The sequence below is a fragment of the Enterobacter sp. MG-EB028 genome, from assembly GCF_056673305.1.
The window spans coordinates 4,539,170-4,563,293 of record NZ_CP195079.1 but is presented as its reverse complement, the minus strand read 5'-3'; the positions used below and the strand labels follow the sequence as shown (position 1 = coordinate 4,563,293).

Annotated in this window: 13 protein-coding genes; 9 read left to right on the top strand and 4 right to left on the bottom strand. The window is 56.7% G+C overall.

Annotated features, from left to right (window positions below):
• The first annotated feature begins 6 nt into the window (after positions 1-6).
• From ACR42C_RS21675 to ACR42C_RS21650, 6 genes are all read left to right on the top strand, one after another.
• Positions 7-5,394, top strand: a complete 5,388-nt coding sequence (locus tag ACR42C_RS21675; protein ID WP_479984550.1) for an Ig-like domain-containing protein — start codon at positions 7-9, stop codon at positions 5,392-5,394.
• 44 nt (positions 5,395-5,438) lie between these two features.
• Complete coding sequence (locus ACR42C_RS21670) at positions 5,439-6,344, top strand: OmpA family protein (protein ID WP_479984549.1); 906 nt, start codon at positions 5,439-5,441, stop codon at positions 6,342-6,344.
• A gap of 215 nt (positions 6,345-6,559) precedes the next feature.
• Positions 6,560-8,818, top strand: coding sequence for a type I secretion system permease/ATPase (locus tag ACR42C_RS21665; RefSeq protein ID WP_479984548.1), 2,259 nt, complete (start codon positions 6,560-6,562; stop codon positions 8,816-8,818).
• Positions 8,815-10,050, top strand: coding sequence for an HlyD family type I secretion periplasmic adaptor subunit (locus ACR42C_RS21660; RefSeq protein WP_116342823.1), 1,236 nt, complete (start codon positions 8,815-8,817; stop codon positions 10,048-10,050). The genes ACR42C_RS21665 and ACR42C_RS21660 overlap by 4 nt, the downstream gene beginning before the upstream one ends.
• 1 nt (position 10,051) lies before the next feature.
• Positions 10,052-11,512, top strand: a complete 1,461-nt coding sequence (locus ACR42C_RS21655) for a TolC family protein (RefSeq protein ID WP_479984547.1) — start codon at positions 10,052-10,054, stop codon at positions 11,510-11,512.
• A 50-nt stretch (positions 11,513-11,562) separates the two neighbouring features.
• Positions 11,563-12,249 carry a response regulator transcription factor gene (locus tag ACR42C_RS21650; RefSeq protein ID WP_116342818.1) on the top strand — a complete coding sequence of 229 codons (687 nt, stop codon included), beginning with the start codon at positions 11,563-11,565 and terminating at the stop codon, positions 12,247-12,249.
• 82 nt (positions 12,250-12,331) lie between these two features.
• Here the strand turns inward: ACR42C_RS21650 and ACR42C_RS21645 are convergent, their stop codons facing one another.
• Positions 12,332-15,178 carry a transporter substrate-binding domain-containing protein gene (locus ACR42C_RS21645; RefSeq protein ID WP_316380216.1) on the bottom strand — a complete coding sequence of 949 codons (2,847 nt, stop codon included), beginning with the start codon at positions 15,176-15,178 and terminating at the stop codon, positions 12,332-12,334.
• Positions 15,179-15,629: 451 nt separating this feature from the next.
• On the opposite strand from ACR42C_RS21645, the gene ACR42C_RS21640 reads away from it, so the two are divergent.
• The gene (locus ACR42C_RS21640) at positions 15,630-16,856 is read left to right on the top strand and encodes a tetratricopeptide repeat protein (RefSeq protein ID WP_479984546.1); all 1,227 of its coding nucleotides are present in this window, start codon (positions 15,630-15,632) and stop codon (positions 16,854-16,856) included.
• On the opposite strand, the gene ACR42C_RS21635 is transcribed toward ACR42C_RS21640, so the two are convergent.
• Positions 16,847-17,221 (bottom strand): Biofilm associated protein A, encoded by a 375-nt coding sequence (locus tag ACR42C_RS21635; RefSeq protein ID WP_243865752.1) that lies wholly within the window; start codon positions 17,219-17,221, stop codon positions 16,847-16,849. The two genes, ACR42C_RS21640 and ACR42C_RS21635, sit on opposite strands and share 10 nt — an antisense overlap.
• Before the next feature lie 246 nt (positions 17,222-17,467).
• On the opposite strand from ACR42C_RS21635, the gene ACR42C_RS21630 reads away from it, so the two are divergent.
• The gene (locus ACR42C_RS21630; protein ID WP_479984545.1) at positions 17,468-21,025 is read left to right on the top strand and encodes a response regulator; all 3,558 of its coding nucleotides are present in this window, start codon (positions 17,468-17,470) and stop codon (positions 21,023-21,025) included.
• Positions 21,022-21,804, top strand: a complete 783-nt coding sequence (locus tag ACR42C_RS21625; protein ID WP_479984544.1) for an aminoglycoside adenylyltransferase family protein — start codon at positions 21,022-21,024, stop codon at positions 21,802-21,804. The genes ACR42C_RS21630 and ACR42C_RS21625 overlap by 4 nt, the downstream gene beginning before the upstream one ends.
• 21 nt (positions 21,805-21,825) lie before the next feature.
• Here the strand turns inward: ACR42C_RS21625 and gorA are convergent, their stop codons facing one another.
• Positions 21,826-23,178, bottom strand: a complete 1,353-nt coding sequence (gorA, locus tag ACR42C_RS21620; protein WP_116342808.1) for a glutathione-disulfide reductase — start codon at positions 23,176-23,178, stop codon at positions 21,826-21,828.
• Positions 23,179-23,249: 71 nt separating this feature from the next.
• Entirely contained in the window at positions 23,250-24,092 is an 843-nt protein-coding gene (locus tag ACR42C_RS21615; RefSeq protein ID WP_109846188.1) for a 23S rRNA (adenine(2030)-N(6))-methyltransferase RlmJ, read from the bottom strand.
• Positions 24,093-24,124: the final 32 nt, after the last annotated feature.

The following is a 24,124-nucleotide window of genomic DNA, read 5'->3' as shown; positions in this document are numbered from 1 at the left end:
AATTGTATGAAAAAGACCATTACTTCTAACAACAATACCGAAAATATCGCTGCAATGGCGACCTTACCACCGCTGCCGAGTGACGTTTTACTGTGGAACGACTACCAGTTCCCCCGTGAAATTCACAACGGCGATCCGAGCGAAGATAACACCCCAACCTTTAGCGGTAAGGGTGAGGCGGGCATGACGGCGGTGATCGACCTCGGTGGCGGTCAGAGCGTTCGCGTACCGGTCAGTTCAGAAGGTATCTGGAGCTGGACCCCTGCGCCTGCGCTGGCGGACGGGTCTTATACCTGGTCTGTCGCTCTGGAAGACAATCAGGGCAACCGCGGTCCGTCTACCCCGCCAATCAGCTTCACCATCGATACGGTGGGTAATGCGGTGTCCATCAGCCACGCTGAAGATAACACCGGTACGCTGACCAACCCGCTGGCAAGCGGCAGCAGCACGGATGACGTTAACCCGGTAATCGTGGGGACGGCGACGCCGGGTTCTCTGGTAACGCTGTATGTGGACGGTAACCCGGTTGGTTCAATGACGGCCGATCCGACAACCGGCGAGTGGGCGATTGAGATCAACCCGGCGCTGGAATCGGGTAAAACCTACGAGATCACCGCGGGAGAGTATAGTGGCCCGGGTGAAATCCCTGCGCCGACGCGTCCGTTCCTGTTGACGGTAGATACCGTTGTGCCGACCGGCACCTTCGATCGTATTGAAGACAACGAAGGCCGTTATAAGGGTGATGTGGCCAACCCGGGCGTGACCGATGACACCACCCCAACCCTGCACGGTACCGGCCGTCCGGGGGATATCGTGTTCGTGCGCAACGGCAGCGACATCATTGATTCAGTCACTGTTCGCCCTGACGGCAGCTGGGAATACATCCTGCCTGAGCAGACGAACGGCACTGCGCTGGACGTCAGCGTGGTCTTCCGTGGCCCGACCGGTGTGGAAAGCGCACCGACCGCACCGTGGAAGCTGGTGATTGATACTGAAGCACCAAACAAACCGATTATTGGCGACGTCGAGGACGACCAGGGTCCGGATGTCGGCCCTATTCACAACGGTGACACCACGGATGACACGCAGCCGGTATTCAGCGGCGAAGGCGCCGTGCCTGGCGATACCGTTGAACTGATTGTTGATGACGAAGTCGTGGGGACCGCGATTGTCGGTGACGACGGTAAATGGGAAGTGACCCCGGAGAAACCGCTGCCGGAAGGCGAACATGAAGCGGTAGTCGTGATCACCGATCCTGCGGGCAACGCCAGCGAGCCGTCCGATCCGATCGACTTTATCGTCGACACGCAGCCGCCGGCAAAACCGACGATCGATACCGTTTATGATGACGCAGGTCAGCATACTGGCAATATCGCTAACGGTGGTATTACGGACGACAGCACCCCGGACTTTACCGGTACGGCCGAGAAGGGCAGCCTGGTGTTTATCATTGTGAACGGGAAAACCGTTGACTCTGTGACCGCTGACGCCTCAACCGGGATCTGGACCTGGACGCCAGCACTGGGCATGGCCAACGGCCATTACGATGTCACCGTTGTGGCGCAGGACAAAGCGGGGCTGCGTTCCGAGCCGTCTGATGCGTTCTCGTTTGACCTGCTGGCGGGCGGTATTCCGACGGCTCCGGCCATTACTGACGTGATCGACGACGTTGACGCGCACGTGGGTACGGTACAAAACGGCGGCATCACGAACGACGCACGCCCGACCATTACCGGTACCGCACAGGATGGCACCACGGTCTATCTGTACGATGGCACTAACCCGGATCCGATCGGCAGTGCCGTGGTAACGGGTGGCCGCTGGACCATTGACTTTGATTCTGATCTGCCGCAGGGCGAGCACCGCTTCCGTGCCGTGGCCGAAGACAGAACCGGTAACCGCGGTCCGGAAACCGGCGAGTGGGTGATTATTGTCGATTCCGTTGATCCGCTGGCACCTACGGACATTGAGCTGTGGGACGACTTCGGCACGCCGGGTCTGATCGCCAATGACGACACCACCGATGACAACACCCCAACCTACCGTGGTAAGGGTGAAGCGAACGGTACCGCGATTATCGATCTGGGTAACGGTACTACCGTGCGCGTACCGGTAGACGAGAAAGGTAACTGGAGCTACACCCCAGCACCTGCGCTGGCGGATGGCGACTATACCTGGAAAGTCTCTATCGAAGACAAAGCAGGTAACGTGGGTCCGGCTTCTGACCCTATCCACTTTATCGTGGATACCAGCCGTAACGGTGTTTCCATCAGCCACGTTGTGGACGATCAGGGCGACTTCGTCGGTAATCTGGGCAGCGGTAGCCACACTGACGACACGACCCCAACAGTGGTGGGCCATGCGACGGCGGGTGCCCTGGTGAAAGTGTACGTTGATGGCAAATACATCGACAGCGTGCGCGCTGACGCCGTAACCGGTGCATGGCAGTACACCCTCAGCCCGGCGCTGACAGCGGATGCAACCTATAAGATCACCGCCAGCGAAGACGCAGGCGCAGGTGAGAGTGCACAAACCGCACCGTTCGAACTGACGCTGGATACGCGTGTGCCGACAGGTTCTCTGGATCGCGTCGCGGATGACGTGGGTCTGGTTCAGGGCGATCTGGCGAACCCGGCCGTGACCGATGACACCACCCCAACCCTGTACGGTAAAGGTGTGGCAGGTGATGTGGTGTTTATCTACGACGGTACCCGACTGCTTGACTCCGTCACCGTAGGGCCAGCAAATACCTGGAACTACACGCTGCCACAGCAGAACAACGGCACTGAGCTGTCTCTGACAGCGGTATTCCAGAGCCCGACCGGCGTGAAGAGCGCACCAACGGCTGCGTGGAGCCTGACCATTGATACCGAAGCGCCAAACGCGCCGGTTATTACCGGCTCCTGGGATGATGTCCAGGGCGGTGTATATAACGGTCTGGTGGGTAATGGCGGTGTAACCAACGACAGAACGCTGGATTTACGCGGCACGGCGGAAGCAAATAGTGTTGTTTACATTGTGATCGATAACTATGGCACTGTTGCGGGTTCCGTGACGGCGGATGCGAAAGGTAACTGGGCATTCCCTGTCACGACTAACTACAACCAGCAGTACGACTTCCATGCGTACTCTGTCGATCCGGCGGGCAACCGTTCAGTGGACTCTGCGAAGTTCTCGATTACAGTTGATACGGTCAATAACGCACCTGTCATTACCGGCTCCTGGGATGACGTTCAGGGCGGTGTGTATAACGGTCTGGTGGGTAACGGTGGCGTAACCAACGACAGAACGCTGGATTTACGCGGCACGGCGGAAGCGGGCAGCGTGGTGTATATCATCAACCCGGCAAACGGTGGGGTGCATGGTTCAACCACGGCGGGTGCGAATGGACAATGGTCTTTCCCGCTGACCACCAACTATAACCAGACGTATAACTTCCAGGCTTACTCTGTTGATAAAGCCGGGAACCGTTCGGAGAACTCCACCAACTTCGCGATTACCGTGGATACCGTGGTGGCCGCACCGAACGTAACGGTTATCTCTGATAACGTGACCGGCGGTAAAGTCGGTAACCTGGTTGACGGAGATCGTACTAACGATAACCGTCCGACCATTACCGGTAATGGTGCCGAAGCGGGTGCGAAGATTGAGATCGTGCTGGCGCTGGGTAACCAGGGATGGACGAGCGGTACAAACCTCGTCTACACCACCACGGCCAAAGCCGATGGTACCTGGAGCCTTGAAATTCCGAAGGCATTGCAGGATGGCACCTGGTACTTCCGTGCTAATCAGACTGACCTGGCGGGCAACAAGAGCGCTCTGGGGAACCAGCACTATGTTGTTGTCGATACCGTGGCTGCCGCGCCGAACGTAACGGTTATTACTGATAACGTGGCGGGCGGTAAAGTCGGTAACCTGGTTGACGGAGATCGTACTAACGACAACCGTCCGACCATCACCGGTAACGGTGCGGAAGCGGGCGCGAAGATCGAAATCGTGCTGGCGCTGGGTAGTCAGGGGTGGACGAGCGGTACAAACCTCGTTTACACCACCACCGCCAAAGCGGACGGTACCTGGAGCCTGGAAATTCCGAAGGCATTGCAGGATGGAACCTGGTATTTCCGTGCTAATCAGACTGACCTGGCGGGCAACAAGAGTGCTCTGGGTAACCAGCACTATGTAGTGGTTGATACGGTTAACGCAGCACCGACCATTACCAGCGTGATGGATAACGTCGGGAATGAAACCGGCAATGTTGCCAACCTGGGTAAAACGGATGACAGCACGCCAACGTTGAACGGTACGGCGGAGGCAGGCAGTACGGTCTATATCGCCGTGAATGGTGGCACCTACTCGACCACCGCCTCGGCGACGGGTAGCTGGAGCTTTACACCGTCTGCACTGCCGCTGGGTAACCATACCTTTAGCGTCTTCTCGATTGATCAGGCGGGTAACAGGAGTGCGGGTGTTTCCCGTAGCCTGACGGTAATCTCACCGAAAACAAGTGGCTTTGAGGACTTTAATGCGCTGACCCCACAGAGCTATGGGAAGGGGCTGGTTACACTGGCGAGTGGTCTGAAATTTACGTTAAGCGATAACTATTATCCGGGTTACGGTGGTTCAATTTATCAGTGGGGTGTAGGGAATAGCCGTAAACTGGCACTGACCGGTGATATCACCATGCATTTTGATGGTGTGAATGCGGTAAGCATGAAGCTTTCCGGTGCAAACGACTCAATTCAATCGAGTGTCGTGAAATCCACCTTCATTGTCTACGATACTGCAGGCAAGGTGATTTCATCCGGGTATCTGCCTTCTGGGGAAGCGACCTTCTCCGCCACCGCACCAGCGGGACGCGAGATTGGCAATATTGTCTTCCATATGGGGCGTGGGGCCAGCAGTGGTCTGTCGGGCGGTGGTAATACCATCAACACCGATCAGTACATGATTGATGATGTTCGCTGGACGGTTAACACCACCCGCACTGCCTCCAGAAGCATGATGATGAGCACGGAAGAGCAGCATGACGACAACACCCATGCCGTCAGCACGCTGAACGGTCATGAGATCAATCTGGATAACCTCCAGCACAAGACCATTGATCTGACCAACAGCAAGCAGGACAAGCTGAATATCAGTCTGAACGACGTGCTGACTCACGCTGAGAAAGATCTGTTTATCGCCGATGGCAATAAACAGATGATGGTTCAGGGTAACAAAGGTGATGTTGTGAACCTGAGCGATCTGCTGCCAGACAACAGCGATCCGGGTAACTGGACCAATGCAGGCAACGTTAAAGTTTCCGGCGTGGAATATCAGGTTTACCAGGTGGAAAACCTTGATGTTGAACTGCTGGTGCAGAACGGCGTCACCGTCAACGTGAATAATCACTAACTAAAACTTTTCCAGGCCCCCGGGAGGGGGCCTGTGGAGGATTTATGACTTTTTTCAAGACCTCTTTATTCGCGGCGCTGTTTACTACCTCCGCATTTGTTATCCACCCGGCGCTGGCGGCGGAGAATTTTGGTAAGACCTATCAGCCTGTCGCTCCCGTCGGCCAGACGCAGACGCAGGTGGTTTACTACCGTGATGCCAGCAACACCGCAGGTGGCGCAGCGCATATTTATGTCGATAACGAATTCCACGACGCACTGCTGCCGGGCGGCTATACCGTTTTCTGTCTGGCGCCGGGCAAGCATAATCTGGGCGCGTACCAGAATGATGCACCGCAGTATCGCGGCAAAGAGCAGGGCTACAACGTCGAGATGAGCGGCGGCCAGACCTATTTCGTGCGCGTCAGCTCAACCATGAATGCGGTGCCGGAAGCCCGTACGCGCGAGCAGGCGGAAAAGGATCTCGCTGGTCTGCGTGAGCAGACGCACGTGCTGTCCCGTGCCTCAAGCGTAGAGGCCTGTAAGAACCTTGCGCCACAGTACAAAGATTACACCCTCTCGGGCGATGTGATGTTCCGCTTCGGTAAGGGAAATGAGAAGGGCGTTTCCGCTCAGGGTCGCGAGGCAGTAAAAGATCTGGTGGCGACGATCAAACGTGAAAACGTTGAACTGAAACAGATCCAAGTGATCGGCCACACGGACGCCATCGGCAGCGATCGTAGCAACTATGCGCTTGGCCTGAAGCGCGCGCAGACTGTCCGCACCATGCTGGCTGAAAACGGTCTTCCGGCTCGCCTGATGACGGCGACCAGCGTGGGCAGCAATGAGCCTGTAGTCAATGACTGTGACGCCTCGAACAAGAGCGCGTTGATCTCCTGTCTGTCGCCTAACCGCCGTGTTGTGGTACGCGTAAGCGGCGATCAGAACGTGACTGCTCCTGCGCAGAAATAATCGCTAAACCCTGCCTTCCCGTAACGGGAGGGCACCATCTTTTCCCCCTGTTTCCTCTCTAAAACCTGTTTCGTGACAAAAAATAACCAGTTCCATTGAGACAGGTCTCATTAAGGCAAGACCATTCCGCGTGACAGAATATTCCTAATTCATCTCAAAAAGTCTTTTTATCTTTTTGATTTTACTGTCTTTTAACAACCAGGAACACGCGAAATATGGAATCCTCAATGGCCAATACCCAGGAGGAACAGCTGCACACTATCGCCCGTGATACCCGACTCAATGACGACACTCTGCTCAGAAGCATTGCCTGGCTGTCCGATCATTATGGTCTGGGTAAGAGCGACGATGTCTTGCTGGCTGGTCTGCCTGTTGAACAAACTCTCTCACCCTCTTTAGCGCTTGATGCGCTTAAAAATGCCGGTATCACCGGGGGGCTCATCAAGCGTAATAGTGCGGAACTGCCCGAGCAGGTTTTCCCCATGATTCTGCTGCGCAAAGGTGCGGGCGGCATGGTGCTGCTTGCGCGCGAGCGTCGTAAAAATGCCGACGATAAATGGGATCTGTTCTACTCCCTGATCATGCCGGAAGTGGGCGACGAGCCGGTTGAGCTGAACCATGAGGCGCTCAGCGAGCTGTATGTCGGTTATGCCATTGCGGCGAAACCAACTGCGCGCATTGACAGCCGGGTCAGCGATATCGCGCCGCCGCAACCAAAAGGTCACTGGCTGTTCAGTACCCTGTGGCGCTATCGCAGCTACTACCGCAGCGCGGCGCTGGCGTCGGTGCTGGTCAACGTGCTCGCGCTGGCAACGGTATTCTTCACCATGAACGTGTATGACCGCGTTATCCCTAACCAGGCCTTTACGACGCTCTGGTCGCTGGCAGCTGGCGTACTGGTGGCGATGGTCTTTGAGGCCATTACCCGTACCGTGCGGGCGCATCTGCTCGACACCGCCGGCAAGAAAGCGGATTTGATTGTCGGCAGCGTTCTGTTCCGTCAGTCGCTGGCGGTCAAAATGGAGCATAAACCGGCCTCCTCCGGCTCGTTTGCCAACCAGCTGCGCGAGTTTGAATCCGTGCGTGACTTCGTCTCATCAGCCACCCTGGCGGCCATTGCCGACTTACCTTTTGTGCTGCTGTTTATCGGCATTATTTTTGCCATCGGCGGTTCGCTGGCCTTTATCCCAATGCTGATGTTGCCGATGATCCTGATCGTCAGCCTGCTTATCCAGTCGCCGCTGGCGAAGGTAATGAAAGCCAGCCTGCAGGAAGCCTCGTTAAAGCAGGGCGTACTGATTGAATCCATTGAAGGCATGGAAACCCTGAAATCGGTCGGCGGTGAATCCTGGATGCAGAGCCGCTGGCAGAAATTCAGCGCTATGCAATCTTCCAGCGCGGCGGCGTCAAAACATTATTCGACGCTGGCGATGAACTCGGTGAGTTTCCTGCAGCAGCTGCAGACGGTGATGCTGATCGTCACCGGTGTATACCTGATCGATGCCGGTAACCTGACCCAGGGTGCGCTGATCGGTACCGTGATGCTGGCGGGTCGCGTGACCGCGCCATTAAGCCAGGTGATTGGTTTAGCCGTGCGTTATCAGCAAGCGAAAGCCGCGCTGGGCTCGCTGAACAGGCTGATGGAACACCCGACCGATCGCAGCAGCGACATTGATTACATCAAACAGCCTGAGCTGAATGGCGATATTGAGCTGAAAGGCGTGACCTTCTCCTATCCGGCGCCGCCGATGCAGCCAAACCCGGAGATCCTCAAAGGGGTCAACCTGACGATCAAGCCGGGCGAGCGCGTGGCGATTGTCGGCAAAATTGGCAGCGGTAAATCGACCCTGCTGCGCATCATCGCGCGCCTTTACACCCCGGTGAAAGGGCAGCTCTTCAGCAGCGGTCTGGATGTGAACCAGATTGAGCCCTCCGACTGGCGTAATAATGTGGGCTTTGTCGGCCAGGAAGCGCGCCTCTTTTACGGCACCCTGCGTGAAAACATTATGATTGGCCGTCAGAACGCCTCCTCTGATGAATTCCTGCACGTGCTGCGTCTGACGGGGCTGGATCAGATTGCGGCGCGTCACCCGCGCGGTATCCACATGCCTGTTGGCGAGCAGGGCAACAGTTTGTCCGGCGGCCAGCGTCAGCTGGTATCACTGGCGCGTACGCTGCTGGCGAAACCGAATCTCTTGCTGCTGGATGAACCGACCAGCGCGATGGATTCCCAGACGGAAGCCCTTTTCTTACAACACCTGAAAGTCGCGACCGCCGGACACACGCTGGTGGTGGTTACCCATCGCCCGTCGCTTCTGGCGCTGGTCGATCGCATGGTCATTATTGATGACGGCAAAATTGTGGCCGATGGTCCTAAACAGCAGGTGCTGGCCGCTCTTAACGGCGCACCCGCAAACGACAGTACCCCTGCAAAAGCCGCTACAGGAAAACAGCCCGTGGAGGCCAGCGCATGAAATTCTTAAAACGTAACAACAGCAAGGCATTATCCGCGCGTGATGCCGCCTGGATGAGCGATATCCAGGAAGCGCTATTCTCCCAGACCACGCCAAAGTCGCGCCTGGTGCTATGGCTGATTCTGGTGGTGTTCGTCGGGTTTTTAACCTGGGCGCATTTCGCCAAGGTGGAAGAGATCACCAAAGGCGACGCGAAAATCGTCTCGAAAAGCCGCGAGCAAATTATCCAGAGCCTGGAGGGCGGGATTCTCGAAGAGCTGAACGTCCGTGAGGGCGACATTGTTGAGCCGGGGCAGGTACTGCTGAAAATAGACCCGACCCGCGCCCAGTCCAGCTATCAGGAGACGCTGCGTAAAGTGGTGGCGCTGGAAGCGACCGTTAACCGCCTGCGTGCAGAGGCCTACGGCCTGCCGCTGACGTTTAGCGACCGGGTGAAACAGTACCCTTCCGAAGTGGACCTGGAAACCCGCGCCTACAACAGCCGCAAACAGGCGCTGGAAGAAGGGGTGGCCTCGCTCGAGAAAAGCTACCGCCTGGCGCAAAACGAAATTGCCATGTCCGAGCCGCTGGCCGCGCGCGGCCTGCTCTCAGAAGTGGAGCTGCTGCGTATGCGTCGTCAGGCGAATGACCTGCAATCGCAAATTGTCGAGCGTCGTAACCGCTATCAGGCGGATGCCAACGCCGAGCTGATTCGCCAGGAGCTGGATCTGGTGCAGGCCGAAGAGAGCCTGACAGGACGTGCCGACGTGGTGAGCCGGACAACCATCTCCGCGCTGGTAAAAGGCACCGTGAAAAACGTGCGTGTCACCACCATCGGCGGCGTTATCCAGCCCGGTGAACACATTATGGAAATCGTGCCGCTGGAAGACCAGCTGCTGGTTGAAGGGAAAATCAAACCGTCTGACGTCGCCTTCCTGCATGCCGGATTACCGGCAATGGTGAAAATCACCGCATACGATTTCGGCATCTACGGTGGCCTGAAAGGGCACGTGTCTCTGGTCAGCCCGGATACGCTGAAGGATGACGCCAAAGCCGCCGCTGGCCGCCCTGACGACACCTATTACCGGGTGATGGTATTAACTGACAGCAGCACGCTGAATGCGGGCGGTAAATCTCTGCCTATCATTCCCGGCATGATTGCCACGGTTGAAATCCGCACCGGTGAAAAAACCATTCTCGATTACCTGTTGAAACCTATCTTCAAAGCGAAGGAAGCGTTCCGCGAGCGTTAATATGAAAAGTAACTCTATTTTTATGCAGCGCCGCCTGGCGGCGCTGTTAACGGCCGCGGCTTGCCTGGCATCGGCTAAAAGTACCGCCAATAGCGATGGCTTATTAGCCTTTGCGCCTGTAGACCCTGCGGTAAAATCTCGCATGGTGATGGCCTCGACACCGCCCGCACCCGCTGCGCCGTTAGTGGAGCAGGCGCCGGTGACACACGCGGCCGCCGCGCCGAAACGTGATAATACGGCCCGCACGCCCAGCGAAAGGGAAATTCGCGCCCTGTTTAATGATGCGGTGAATACCGCGCTCAGTATCAGCCCCGAAGTGCGCGGCGCAAATTACAATACGGAAGCGGCAGAAGCGAATGTTGACGAAGCGAAAGGCCAGCGCTGGCCGCAGATTGATGTCGGCACCCGTTCCAAAAGTTATCAGTTTGGTGGTGGTGAGCGTCGCTACAGCGACAGCCGACCGGCGGTCACCGTGAATATGGCGACCACACTGCTCGATTTTGGCCGCACCAGTAACACCATCAAAAGCCGTGAAGCCCTGCATGACGCGGCGAAAAATAACGTCGATGCCCAGGCGGAAGAGATCGCCTGGCAGGTCAGCAGCGCGCTCATCGAACTGAGCAAGCAGCGCCAGATCATCAGCCTGAGCCAAAAGTATGTGGCCCGCATGAATGAGCTGGTCAACATGCTGGACGGGATCGTGAAGGTCGATCAGGGGCGCCGCAGCGAGCTGACGCAGGCTCGGGGGCGCTTGCTTCAGGCGCAATCATCTCTGGACACGGCCGTCTCACGTGCGCGAGATACTGAAATTACCCTTAACCGCCTGCTGGGGGACAAAAAAGTACCCCTGCCTACGGCGACGACCTGGAACCTGAAACCGGGTGAACTGACGACACAGCTTTCGGCCATCGACACGCATCCGACGATTCGCCAGGCTCAGGCGGAGACCGCGTCGGCGCTGGCGGATGCGGATGTCGCGCGCTCGGCCTCTTACCCGACAGTGACCTGGAACGTGGGCAAAAGCACCGGGCGTGACGAACTGGGGCGTGAACAGTCCTGGGAGACGGGTGTGAACGTGAGCTGGCCGATTTTCCGCGGCGGTTCTCAGCGAGCCGCTGCACTCTCTGCCGCGCGTCGTGCGGACGCCAGCAGAGAAACCATAGAAAAACAGTTACGCGATTTGGATAACCGCGTGCGCGCGGCGGATCAGGACGCCCGCAGCATGCTGGAACGCGCTGAGTTGTACCATGACTTAGCCTTTGAATCCGATCGCATTCGCCATGATTTCTTCGATCAATGGTACCACCTTGGCAGACGAACCCTGCTGGATGTGCTGAGTGCAGAAAGTGATTATTACGGTAACCAGGTTGCAGAAGCCACCAACCGCTTTGACGCTTACGCTGCTATTTTTCGTAGTTATGCCAGTGCGGGAACATTATTGCAGTGGCTGAGAAAGCAGTAATCAGCCATTTTTATAATGACCCACACAGCAGGCACAGAAAGAGAGTGCAGATGAATCAGTATTCAGGAAAGAAAATTTATATCGCCTTACTCGACGATCATCCGATTGTCCGCAAAGGGCTGGAAATTATTTTCAGCCAGGAGCCGGATTTCGAACTGAAGGGCAGCTTTGCCAGCCGCATTGATCTGATTAACTTTTTACGTACCAACCGGATTGATGTGCTTATCCTCGACTATTTGCTCGGGGATGAAGACATTGACGGATTGCCGATGATTAAGCAGTTAATGAGCAATTTTCCCTGGCTGAAAATTTTGATCTCATCGACGCTGGAAAATACCGCCATTGTTCGTATGGCGCTGAAGGCAGGCGTGCGCGGGCATATCGGCAAAAGCCGTGACGCCTCGGAAGTGGTGGATGCCGTGCGCCGCGTGGCGGCTGGGCATATCTGCCTTTCCGAAAGCATGGAGAAGGAGTTTTATCTTATCTCCGAGCCATCTGCATCCGGTGACGCTGAAGATGAACAGCATGTAATTGACGGCATTGGCCGTCTGGACCAGCTTTCTGCCCGGGAACTGGAGGTGTTACGCCTTTTCCTTTCCGGTATGTCGGTGCTGCAAATTTCTGAGAAGTTCAGCCGGAGCCGCAAAACGGTTAGCGGCCAGAAGAAATCCGCAATGAAAAAGCTGGGCGTGAAGACCGACCCGGAACTGTTCCTCTGGCACGACCAACTGCTGTGAGTGTTGTCCGGCGGCGCTACGCTTGCACGGGCCTACAATAAATCGTTCAATTAATTGATATTATTGTCGATTGTAGGCCAGCTCAGCGCGGCGCCACCCGGCAAGAAGTACTGTTACGCAGCGCCGTCGCCAGATCGCTAATAGAGCACGGCTTAAACAGACAATCGTTCATTCCCGCCTGCAAACACCGTTCCTTAATCTCATGCATCGCATTGGCGGTAAAACCAATAATCCATGCCGGTGTCCGGCCCTGCTCACGCTCAGCGTTACGCATCATGCCCGTTAGCTGATAACCGTTGATGCCCGGCATATTGCAGTCGGTGATAACCACATCAAAGGCAGTATCGGCCCAGATTTTGAGGGCCTCATCGCCACCGGAAGCCAGATGCGCGTGCTGCCCCAGCCAGGCCAGCTGTTTGGCCAACAGGATGCGGTTTGCGGGATTGTCATCCACCACCAGCACGTTAAGCGCCGGTAACTTTTCATCTTCCGCATCAGGCTGGGCAGGCGGCGTAACGGCACGGGTAACTTTAGGCAGGGAGAAGGTCGCCCTGACGGTGGTACCGACATGCTTTTCGCTGGCGAGCGTGAGCGTGCCATTCATGCTTTCACAGATGGTTCGGCTGATATATAACCCAAGGCCGGTGCCCGCCCGACGATTGTCCGCCTGGCTGAATGGCTTAAAGAGTGCGGCCTGCTGGCTGGCATCAATACCGATACCGCTGTCCTGCACCTCAATGACAAACTGGATGTTATCGGTGCCGGGCTCCACACGCTGCGATAAGGTCAGCGTCACGCTGCCGCGGTCGGTAAACTTGATGGCGTTGCTGAGCAGGTTGGAGAGCACCTGCTTAATACGCAACGGGTCGGCATAGACCTCATACAGCGCCTCTGTCGGGAAGACCTTATTCAACTGGATATTTTTTTCTATCGCCACGCCCTGGAACACCCGCATCATGTTGTCGATGAGTTTGCCGAACTGCACGGGTTCCGGGTTAAAATCGAGATGCCCTCCCTCGATACGGGAGATATCCAGGATATCGCCAATCAACCCCACCAGACCCTCTGCCGAGTCGTAGGCGACTTCCAGCGCCTGAAGATCGTGCTCGCCCTTGCGCCCTTTTTTCAGAACGATGTCCAGCATGCCGATAATGGCGTTCATCGGGGTGCGGATCTCATGGCTCATGGTTGACAGGAACACCGATTTTGCCCGGTTAGAGTCTTCGGCGCGATCTTTCGCCTCGCTCAGTTCCGCCAGCAGCGATTCACGTTCGGTCAGCATCTCGCGCAGCTGGGTGAGCTGCTCGTTCAGTTGCCTGCGCAGCGCCGCTTTACGCACAATCTGCCGACGTAAATAGAGCGCCCATCCCAGCGCTAATAGCACCAGAACGGCGCTGAAGACACCCGTGGCAATCAGCACTTCGCGATAGCGATACCAGAAGCTGTCGACCACCACCAGCTCGTTGGGTCGCCAGCGGTTCGCCAGGTTTTCCATCTCAATGGGTGAGATACTCAGCAGGACTTTATCCAGAATGCTCTGCAGTTCCGGGCTTGCCAGGCCAACGCCAAAGGAGATCCAGGCGGGGGAGTCGCCAACAATCGAAACCACCTTCAGCTTGTCCTGAAAATTGGTGTAGATCTGGTAATCCGTCATCACCAGAATACCTATTGCCGCGTCGGCATCGCCGTTGGTGATGCTGGCGAGCAGCTGCGATTCATTGCCCACGTGAACAATTTTGATCTCCGGGTAACGTTCGCGCACCAGCTGCTCCACGCCGATGTTTTTCACCAGCGCCAGGCGTTTGCCGCGCAGGTCGGCCAGCGTGTTAATGTCGTTACGTGAGGATGATGTGGCAAGAGCAAACGCGCTGCGTAAGTAGGGCCGCGTGAAGAGGACCTGACCCTTGCGCGCCTCGCTCGGCGTCACTGACGCGAGCATGTCAGCCTGCCCGTGGTTGACCTGGGCTATCAAATCATCGGTGGTATTGCCGGTCTCAAAGCTAAAGCGCAAGCCGGTGCGCAATGACACCACGGAGAAGAGATCCGCCACTACCCCGCGCAGCATCCCCTTGTTATCGATAAAGGAGACCGGGGCGGCATTATCCTGGCTGTAGATGAGCACGTTCACCACCGGATGCCGGGCGATCCACGTTTTCTCCTGGTCGGTAAAGACCAGCGACTTGGTTCCCTGTGCAATATCGACCCGATCGGGCTGCCAGCGGCGATAGAGATCCAGCTTTTCCTCTTCGGGTACCGCGCGGATGGTCGCGTTAATCAACTGGTTAAGCAGCGGGTTATTCTGGCTCAGGGCGAACCCCACTTCACGGTTGGGCAGCCGCGAGATGCGATCGATATGAATATTGTTTAAATAGTTTCGGCTCAGCGAATAGCTGTTACCGAGATAGGCGCGTGAATGCCCAAACGCCACGGCGCTCAGCGCTTCCTGATAGCTGTCAAACAGGCGAAAGCGCGCGTTGGGATAGGCCGCTTTCACCTGTGCCAGAGGCAGGTAGTCCCGGACCATCGCGACGTCGGTGTTAGCAAGGTCGTCCGCGAGAGGCTGGGTATCCCGGTCGTTCGCCCCCAGCACCGGTTTATCGCTGGCATAGGGCGTTGAGAAGACAAATGCGTCGTTGGCGTCAAAGGCGGAGACAGAGGGGATAAGATCGATATCACCGCGCGCCAGCGCCTGCCACAGCTCTTCCTGCGAGTCGTACATTTTAACCTGCACCGGCAGATTAAGCTGCCAGGACACCAGGCCGAGATAGTCGGCGCTCAGCCCCTCATATTCATGGCGTATGTTGCGCATGCCGAAAGGAGGCACGTCATAACGTGTGATACCCACCGTCAAGTTTTGCATATGCTTTAGCAGCGTTGCCTGCTCTTCGGTGAGCGGCAAGCGACTCATGCCCTCAATGGGGGTGCGCATCAGAATCTTATATTCTTCGCTGTGTGCCGGAGGCATCACGAATAAAAATAAAACCAGAAGCAAAAAACGACGAAGGTAGTGACGCATAACTTTTTATAACGCTCCTGAGCATAAGATACTGAAAGTGATATTCTGATTAAACGTTAAAAGCATTGTTATAAGACAAGGCTTGGTTATTATTCTGGCGATTGTGAATAACGAAAAGCACAATGTCTGGTCAGGAACGTTATTATTTCTACGCTATCCTCTCAATACTAATATAAGCGTGCATTTTCGCCTGCTTTTTGCTGCTTAAATCCTGCGCCATCATTGACTGCCGGGAACATCAAGACGGGTCTTGTCGCTTACTTTACAGACGAATGGGAAAATCATACGCACGATTATTTGATTTTGAGCCTGGACAATGCGTCGATCCCTTCAACCTCATTCATCTGCTGCAAAACAAGAAGCAATGCGTCAGACATTTGCTGCCCTGGCGGAGCAGTACCGTCATGCAATGGCCGTGACGGATTATGCAACGGCCTCGCGCTGCTGCGAAAAAGCGCTGGCCGTTCTGCCGCATAATATGTCGGTACAGAGCGATTACGCCCTTAGCCTGATGCGTGAGGGAAAACATGACAAGGCGTACAAAGTCTACCGCAAGATTTATCAGTCGCCCCGTCGTCATGAAGCGTCTGAAACCTGGCTCGATGGCCTGGCGGAACTGTGCGGCCATATGGGCAAAACGGATGAAATGCGCGCGTATGGTCTGGAGTCATTGACCCTCTCTGACCAGCGTTTTCGTCAGGGAACCGCCTGGCCGCTGCCCCAGACACCACCGCCACCTTTTCAGGCGGATTGCCCGGAAAAAAACATTATCGCGTTCAGTCTGTATGGCGATCTGCCGCGCTACTGCGAAACCTTAATTAAAAACATTGAGGCCGCCGCAGAGTTGTTTCCCGGCTGGCGCTGTCGCGTGTATCTGGATGACTCCGTGCCCCAGCACGTCTGGCAGCGGCTGGCGCAGGCGGGTGCCGCGCTGGTGGATATGAGCCAGGAAAAGCGCATCTATCCCACGCTGTGGCGTTTTCTGGTGATGGATGACCCGCAGGTCGAGCGTTTTTTAGTGCGTGACGCTGACTCTCTGCTCTCTGAACGGGAACAGGTTTGCGTGGAAGACTGGCTGCGCTCGCCGTTTTATTTCCACCATATGCGCGACTATTTCACCCATACCGAGCTGTTGCTGGCAGGGATGTGGGGCGGCTGTGGCGGCGCGATCCCAGACGTGGAAGGAATGATGCGTCAGTTTGTGGCGAGCTACCGGGGAAGCGCCCGTTTCACCGACCAGTATTTCCTCAAAGTGGCGATCTGGCCTACGGTCCGGCAGAGCATTTTGAATCATGATGAGATCTTCGCCTTTCACCATGCTCAACCGTGGCCTGCACATCCGCCTGTTCGCTGGCAGACTGAGCACTTCCACGTGGGCAGCAACGCCGGGTTTACCGTGCTGGCGGGGCCGAGCGAGAAAGCCAGCGGTGAAAAGCAGGCTGTCGTATTACGGATTGAGGGGGGGAGCTATCGCTATACGGCGTTGGTGCGTGATGGGCAGTGGCGATTGCCTATCCCATTCTTCCTTGCTGACGGTTTTCGCGCGGGCGAGGTGCAGGTTGAGGTTATTACGCAACCTGATTACGTCTGAGGCGCAACGTCTAGTCCTGTCTGGACCAGTAGCTCCGTCTCAATACCCGAATGGTGATAAACCTCATATTGCACGCCGTTCACGGTAACGGAGCCTCTGGCTTTCATCCATTCTCCTGGCTCTGATTCTGCAGGAAGCAGATCGGACAGATTGACCCGCTGCCCGGGAGGGCCTTTTATCAGTAGCTGCTGATTAACGTCGTCGATAAAAAGACGCTCTTCCCCCTGAATGAAAATATCGCCGAGCGCGATTTCGACCAGTGCAGGAAATTGATCGTCAGTCGCCATCTCTTTATGGGCATCGGCAGTGTTTTCGCCGTGGGCAGTTAACGTGTTATTCATTTTTTGTGGAACCTGTTTACGCATAGCAAATCTGCTGCGTTTTTACCTTCCAGCAGGGGAGGGGACAATAAGTCCGGTCTTATAAAAATCCGCTGACGATAGTTTTTAAAAACAAGACCGACCTTAATCCCGACTTGCCCACCTATTGCTAAAATTCCTGCAAATTATGGCGGTTATCCAGACAATGCAGAACGAAGCGCGGTTGCTAAAATTAACGCTGTGCCAGCCTGCTGATTTCCAGCCCTCACTTTTCAGGGAACGACTCCAACGATGCGTTTTATCACCGCCCGGTTAATTAGCCTTTTTATGCTGCTTTGCAGTATCGGGCAGATTCAGGCCCAGGAACTGACCCTGCAACGCCGCGTGCAGGTCAATGCGCCGCATGTCCAGTTTAGTGGTGACGTGCAGCAATGGCTGAAACACAATCAGACGCTTCACGTGGGCGTCTGGGGGCCGCCGCATCCTCCTCTCAGCGAAGGCATGGGGCACGGACTTTTCAGCGGGATTGCGGCCGATTATCTAGCGCTGCTGGAAGATAGCCTGAAGGTCAACGTCAAACTCCACTATTACAACCAGAGTCGTGATGCTTTCCAGGCGCTGCGTCGCCATGAAATTCAGATGGTGGCGATGTGGAACCCGGAGCTGTGGCCAAACGCCGAACTGGTGACCACGCCGCCATGGCTGCTGGATAAGTCGGTCTTAATGACCACTCGCGAGCGAGCCGATGACGCGCCTGAAGAGAGCCCAAAGACATTAGGTTTGATGACTGATACCAACGCCAGCCCGGCGCTGCGTCGCCACTATCCCGGCAGTACGCTCCGTTTCCAGTCCTGGTATCCTTCAGCCGTCAGCGCGCTGGCGTTTAAGCAGATAGATGCCCTGTGGATTAACCGGGCCAGTGCGGAGTACCTTACCCAGTATCATCAGGCTCAGGGGATACGCTGGCGCTACAGCCCGGCGCTGCCCAATCTGAACATGAGTTTTGGTGTAGATCGCCAGCTGCCGCAACTGGTGGAAGCCATCGACGCGGTCTTCAAACATATCCCCTTAGCCAGCCGTTTGCGTATTACCACCAGTTGGGGGCTTAACCGGAGCTTCGTCATTACCGCCAATCCGCTGGCGCTGGATCGGGAGGAGGAGAACTGGCTGCGTGAGCATAGCCAGATCCAGGTGATTCTGGATAGTCGCCAGCGCCCGCTCTCGTTTCTGGAGGATGGCACGCCAGCGGGTCTGGTGGTTGATCTGCTCAACCAATTTAGCGAGCAGTATGATATTCACTTCACGATATTGACCGCCGGTAGCGACGACGAACTCAACGCGTTAAAGCAGAATAACCCGGATGCGCTGGTGCTCAGGCAGTTGGCTGACGTGTCGCAAAAAACGTCCGCGGCCATGGCGATGTCCTCGCCGTTGCTCACCACGCCGGCCGTGGTGGTGATGGATCAGACGATCAAACGACCGGACGATTTTGCCCAGCTGAAGGGTGAAAAGCTGGCGATTATGGCCGACGATCCGCTGCGCCCCTGGCTGGAAACCTGGTATCCTACAATCAAACTGGTGTCGTTGACCCACATGGACGACGCGCTGGCGCGGTTGAAAAAAGGCGAAGTGCGCGGTGTGATCGCGCCGCAGTTTATCGCCAACTACCTGGTGACGCGCCATCATCCCACCCGTTTTCATCTGGCCGTCACGGTGCCTGTCCCCCTCATCGATGTCGTCATTGCCGCGCAAACCGAGACCAGCCAGCCAGTTAATATTCTCAATAAAGCGCTGGCAGATATGCAGCCACAGGCACTGATGCAGCTGGCGGGTGACTGGCGACAAGCGGCCATCGACAATAGCGAAACCTGGGCGCAAAGTTCATTACTCAATTCTCTGGTCTGGGGCGTGCTGCTTCTGCTGGTGGTGACAGGGTGTTGGTTATGGATACAGTATCTGCGCGCCGCGCTGCGCCGTGGCAATGTCTTGCAGCGCCAGCTTACCGAACAGTTACGTTTTACCCAGGCGCTGATCGACGCCTCGCCCGTGGCGCTCTACGTTCGCGATCGTAACGGCCATCTGCTGCGCTACAACCAGGCCTGGGCAGATACCATCGGCCAGCCGGGCGATGCCTTCCAGGGGCAGCCAGTAACCGCGATCGACATGGTAGAACCGGCGGTGCTGGCGAACCTGGAGGCGAAATACCAGCAGGCGTTACAGGATGGGCAACCGCAGAACTGGGCTGACAGTTTTACGATAAACAACCAGACGCGCTACCTGCAGGGCTGGATTGTGCCGTGGCACGACAGCCAGGGTGAAATTGGTGGTCTGATTGGCGGCTGGCTGGATGTCACTGAAAAAGAGCTGCTGATTGCTCAGCTCTCTGAGACCAAAAGTAATCTGGAGCAGGCGATAGGCAGCAAGAATGCCTTTATGCAGAGCATGGGGCATGAAGTGCGCACCCCGCTCAGCGTCATCACCGGCCTGCTGGAGATGGAGCTTCAGGCGCTCGATGCGCGGCATGAGCATAATGAAAACCTGAATCTGATTTGGGAATCCTCCCTCAACCTGCTTTCGCTGATCGGCGATATGTTTGACGTCTTCCGTGCAGATAACCCGCAGCTGAACGGAACGATGCGCAGCACGCATCTGCCCCAGTTAATCCACAGTACCGTGGCGCTTTACCGGCAGCAGGCTGAAGCGAAAGGGATCACCCTGAACGTGCTGATCGAGCTCTCTGTCGAGCGTTTTACCACCGATCCGCTGCTGATTATTCGCATCCTCTCCAGCCTGCTGCGTAACGCCATCAAGCATTCGAATGGTCAGGATATTGACGTTGAAGTGTATGAGGGCAGCAAAGAGCCGAATGCCACGACGATCCCGCTGGTCATCGAAGTGTGCGATCGGGGCGAGGGCATTGACGAGCACCTGATTGAGGACATTGCCAGACGAGCGCACCACGTGACGCTGAAATCAGAGTGGACCGACACCGGGTTCAGTTTACCGGCCTGCCTGTATATGGCCCATGCCGCCGGTGCGGAGGTACGTATCGACAGTGAACCGCATGAGGGCTGCGTGGTGAGCCTTCACTTCAACGCGGTGCCTGCCGCCAGCAAAGTGCTAACCCCTCCGCCTGTCGAACATATGCGCAGCCTGCATATTCTTGGGGTCGACGACTATCCGCCAGCACGCCGTGCGCTGCGGCAGCGGCTGGAGTCCTGGGGGCACCGGGTTTCGCTGGCGACACAGGGGGCGGAAGCGCTGTCGATGTGGCAGCAAAATCCTGGCCGCTACGATGTGATTATTACCGACTGCACGATGCCGGAGATGGACGGCTATGAGCTGGCGCAGCAGATCCGTCATACCGAACAGCTTTATGGTCATCCGCCTGTCCCGATATTCGGCCTGACGGCGATGAGCGGCGCAGAAACGGCAGCGCGCTGTATCGATGCTGGTATGAATGAATATCTGGAGAAACCGCTGACGGCGGAAAAACTCCAGACGCTGCTGGATCGTTATTTTGCCGGCAGCAGCGCGAAGCCTGCCCTGGAGAGCGATGCCACGCGGGCGCTGCAGGCCGAAATGGTGGAGGTGAACAGACAGGATGCCAGCCAGTTGACGCAGTGGCTCGCACAGAAAAATCGCGATAAGGTTGGCCGTATGGCGCACCGTATCAATGGTGGCGCAAGGATGATGAGCATGACATCTTTGCAGCAAGCCTGTGAACAGCTGGAAACGGCCTGTAACGACGATCGACCCTGGCAAGAGATTGACCTTCTGGTCAACCGCGTGCTGGAAGAGATAACCCGGTTTAATCAGCAGCTATCGTCAGACGAAGAGGTAGGATGAACGAGCCCCCCTGCGCACAAAAACAGCTACAGAGCGCCTGCGCGCTCATCGAAAGCGTTCTCGGAAGCAAGCTGATGGCAATTCACTTATACGGTTCGGCGATGGACGGCGGCCTGAAGCCGCTGAGCGATATCGACCTGCTGGTCACGGTACGTTCGCCGCTGCGGGATGAACAACGCCATACCTTGATGCAGAAGCTGCTGGCGATTTCGGCCTGGCCCGGCACGTCGGAGATTTACCGGGCGCTGGAAGTAACGGTCGTAGTCTGGTCGCAGATTGTGCCATGGCACTTTCCGCCCGTGCGGGAACTGCAGTTTGGAGAATGGCTACGGGATGATATTACAAACGGGAAATACGAACCGGCGCAGCCTGACCCCGATCTGGCGATTTTACTGACCAAAGCGCGTCAGAACAGTCTCCCTCTGCGGGGAAAAGCGGCCTGCGAGTTATTCGAGGCTGTGCCTGAAAACGATCTGCTGGAGACCTTTCGTCAGACTCTGACGCTGTGGAGCAGGGCTGACGATCTTAAGGGTGATGAAAGACACATCCTCCTGACGCTGGCGCGTATCGGGTATAGCGTTGAGACGGGTAAGATCGCGGCTAAAGACGAGGCCGCAGCCTGGCTGCGGCCGCAATTGCCCGAAGCTCATGCGAAACTGCTGGAGGAGGCGCGTGCAGAGTATCTCGGGTTGGTCACCGTGGACTGGGCAGAAAAAATGCCGCAGGTTGCGGCATTTGTCCGTGATGTCAAAAAAGCGATACAGGAAAAAATGGCGTAGTGCCATCCTGTAACGCTCTGGTTAGCGCATCGTCACAAACTCTTCCGCCGCCGTCGGGTGGATCGCCACGGTATTGTCGAAGTCTTTTTTGGTTGCGCCCATCTTCAGCGCCACCGCAAAGCCCTGCAGGATCTCGTCCATGCCGAAACCGATGCCGTGGATGCCGACAATCTTCTCTTCCGGGCCCACGCAGACCAGCTTCATGCGGCACGGCTGGCGGTGGGAGGTAACCGCGGTATACATTGCGGTGAACGCCGATTTATACACTTTCACCTGGTCGTCGCCATACTGCTCGCGCGCCTGAGGCTCGGTTAAGCCGACGGTGCCGATTGGCGGGTGGCTGAAGACCACGGTCGGGATATTGCTGTAGTCCAGATGCTCGTCCGGCTTGTTGTTAAACAGGCGCTCGGAGAGACGACGGCCCGCCGCAACAGCTACCGGCGTCAGCTCAACGGCACCGGTGTTATCGCCGACCGCGTAAATGCCCGGCACGCTGGTATTCTGGAACTTATCGACGACGATGTAGCCTTTATCGTTGGTTTTCACGCCCGTTACAGCCAGGTTGAAGCTGTCGTTCGCCGGTTCACGACCAATCGCCCAGATCAGGCAATCAACGGTCTGGCTGCGGCCATCTTCCAGCTCAAGCGTCAGGCTGCCGTCCGCGTTTTTCACCACCGCTTTTGGCACGGCATTAGTGTGCAGGGTCGGGCCTTCGGTGTTCATCACTTCAACCAGGGTATCGACAATCAGCGGGTCAAAGCTGCGCAGCGGCGCGTGCTTACGCACGAACAGGTGCGCTTCTGCGCCCAGGCCGTTAATCACGCCGGCCAGTTCCACCGCGATGTACCCCGCGCCAACAACGGCAACGCGTTTTGGCAGGGCAGGCAGCTCGAAGAAACCGTCGGAGTCGATGCCGTATTCAGCGCCCGGAATGTTCGGGTGGCTCGGACGGCCGCCGGTGGCGATCAGGATGTGATCGGCGGTGATCGTCTCGCCGTTCACTTCGATCGTTTTCGCGTCCACAAAGCGGGCAAAGCCGTGGATCACGTCAACGTTATTTTTACCCAGCACGTTGTCGTATGAGGTGTGAATACGGTCGATGTAGGCGGTACGGCTGGCGATCAGCTTGTCCCAGTCGAAGTGGTTGATGGTGGTGTCAAAGCCGTAGTCCGGGCCGTACATATGGATAGCTTCACGGATTTGCGCCGCGTGCCACATCACTTTCTTCGGTACACAACCCACGTTCACGCAGGTGCCGCCCAGCGCTTTGGCTTCAATCAGCGCACACTTCTGGCCGTACATGGCCGCGCGGTTGATGGAGGCGATGCCGCCGCTGCCGCCGCCGATTGCGATGTAGTCATAATGCTTAGTCATAGCTTTTGTCCTTAATCGTGAATTGCCGCGATTGTATACCTGAAATCAATAGTTTCCACCGATGGCTGCGATTACTCCGGCACGATCCAGCTGACGGTGGCGTGGCCTGTACCCGCTGGCACCAGCGTTTTATGCAGCCACGGCAGCACGTTGTTCATCTGCGCTTCGAGCTTCCACGGCGGGTTGATCACAATCATCCCGGAGGCGGTCATGCCGCGCTGGTCGCTGTCCGGGCGTACCGCCAGCTCAATCTGCAGGATTTTGCGGATGCCGGTCGCCTCCAGATCTTTGATCATGCGCTTGATCTGCGCGCGCAGCACCACCGGGTACCACAGGGCGTAGGTCCCGGTGGCGAAGCGTTTGTAGCCTTCATGGATGCCGGTCACCACCGCCTGATAGTCGGTTTTGATTTCGTACGGCGGGTCTATCAGCACCAGGCCGCGGCGCGAAACCGGCGGCAGCCTGGCTTTCAGCTGCTGGTAGCCGTCGGATTTTTCCACGCGGGCGCGGCTGTCTTTCTGGAATTCAGAACGCAGCAGCGGGAAGTCGCTCGGATGCAGCTCGGTCAGCTGGAGGCTGTCCTGCTCGCGCAGCAGCTGGCGGGCAATCAGCGGCGAGCCCGGGTAGTAGCGAAGCTGTCCGTTGCGGTTGAAGTGATTGACCACGCCGATGTACGGCTCCAGCTCGGCAGGCAGATCGTCCTGCTGCCAGATGCGGGCAATCCCTTCCAGATATTCACCGGTACGCTCAGCATGTTCGCCGCTCAGCTGGTAACGGCCCGCGCCCGCGTGGGTGTCCAGATAGAGAAACGGCTTCTCTTTCTCTTTGAGCGATTCGATGATCAGGCTCTGAACGGTGTGTTTAAGGACGTCGGCGTGGTTGCCTGCGTGGAAGCTGTGGCGATAACTGAGCATGGGTATTGATATTCCGCTGAATTGACGATTTG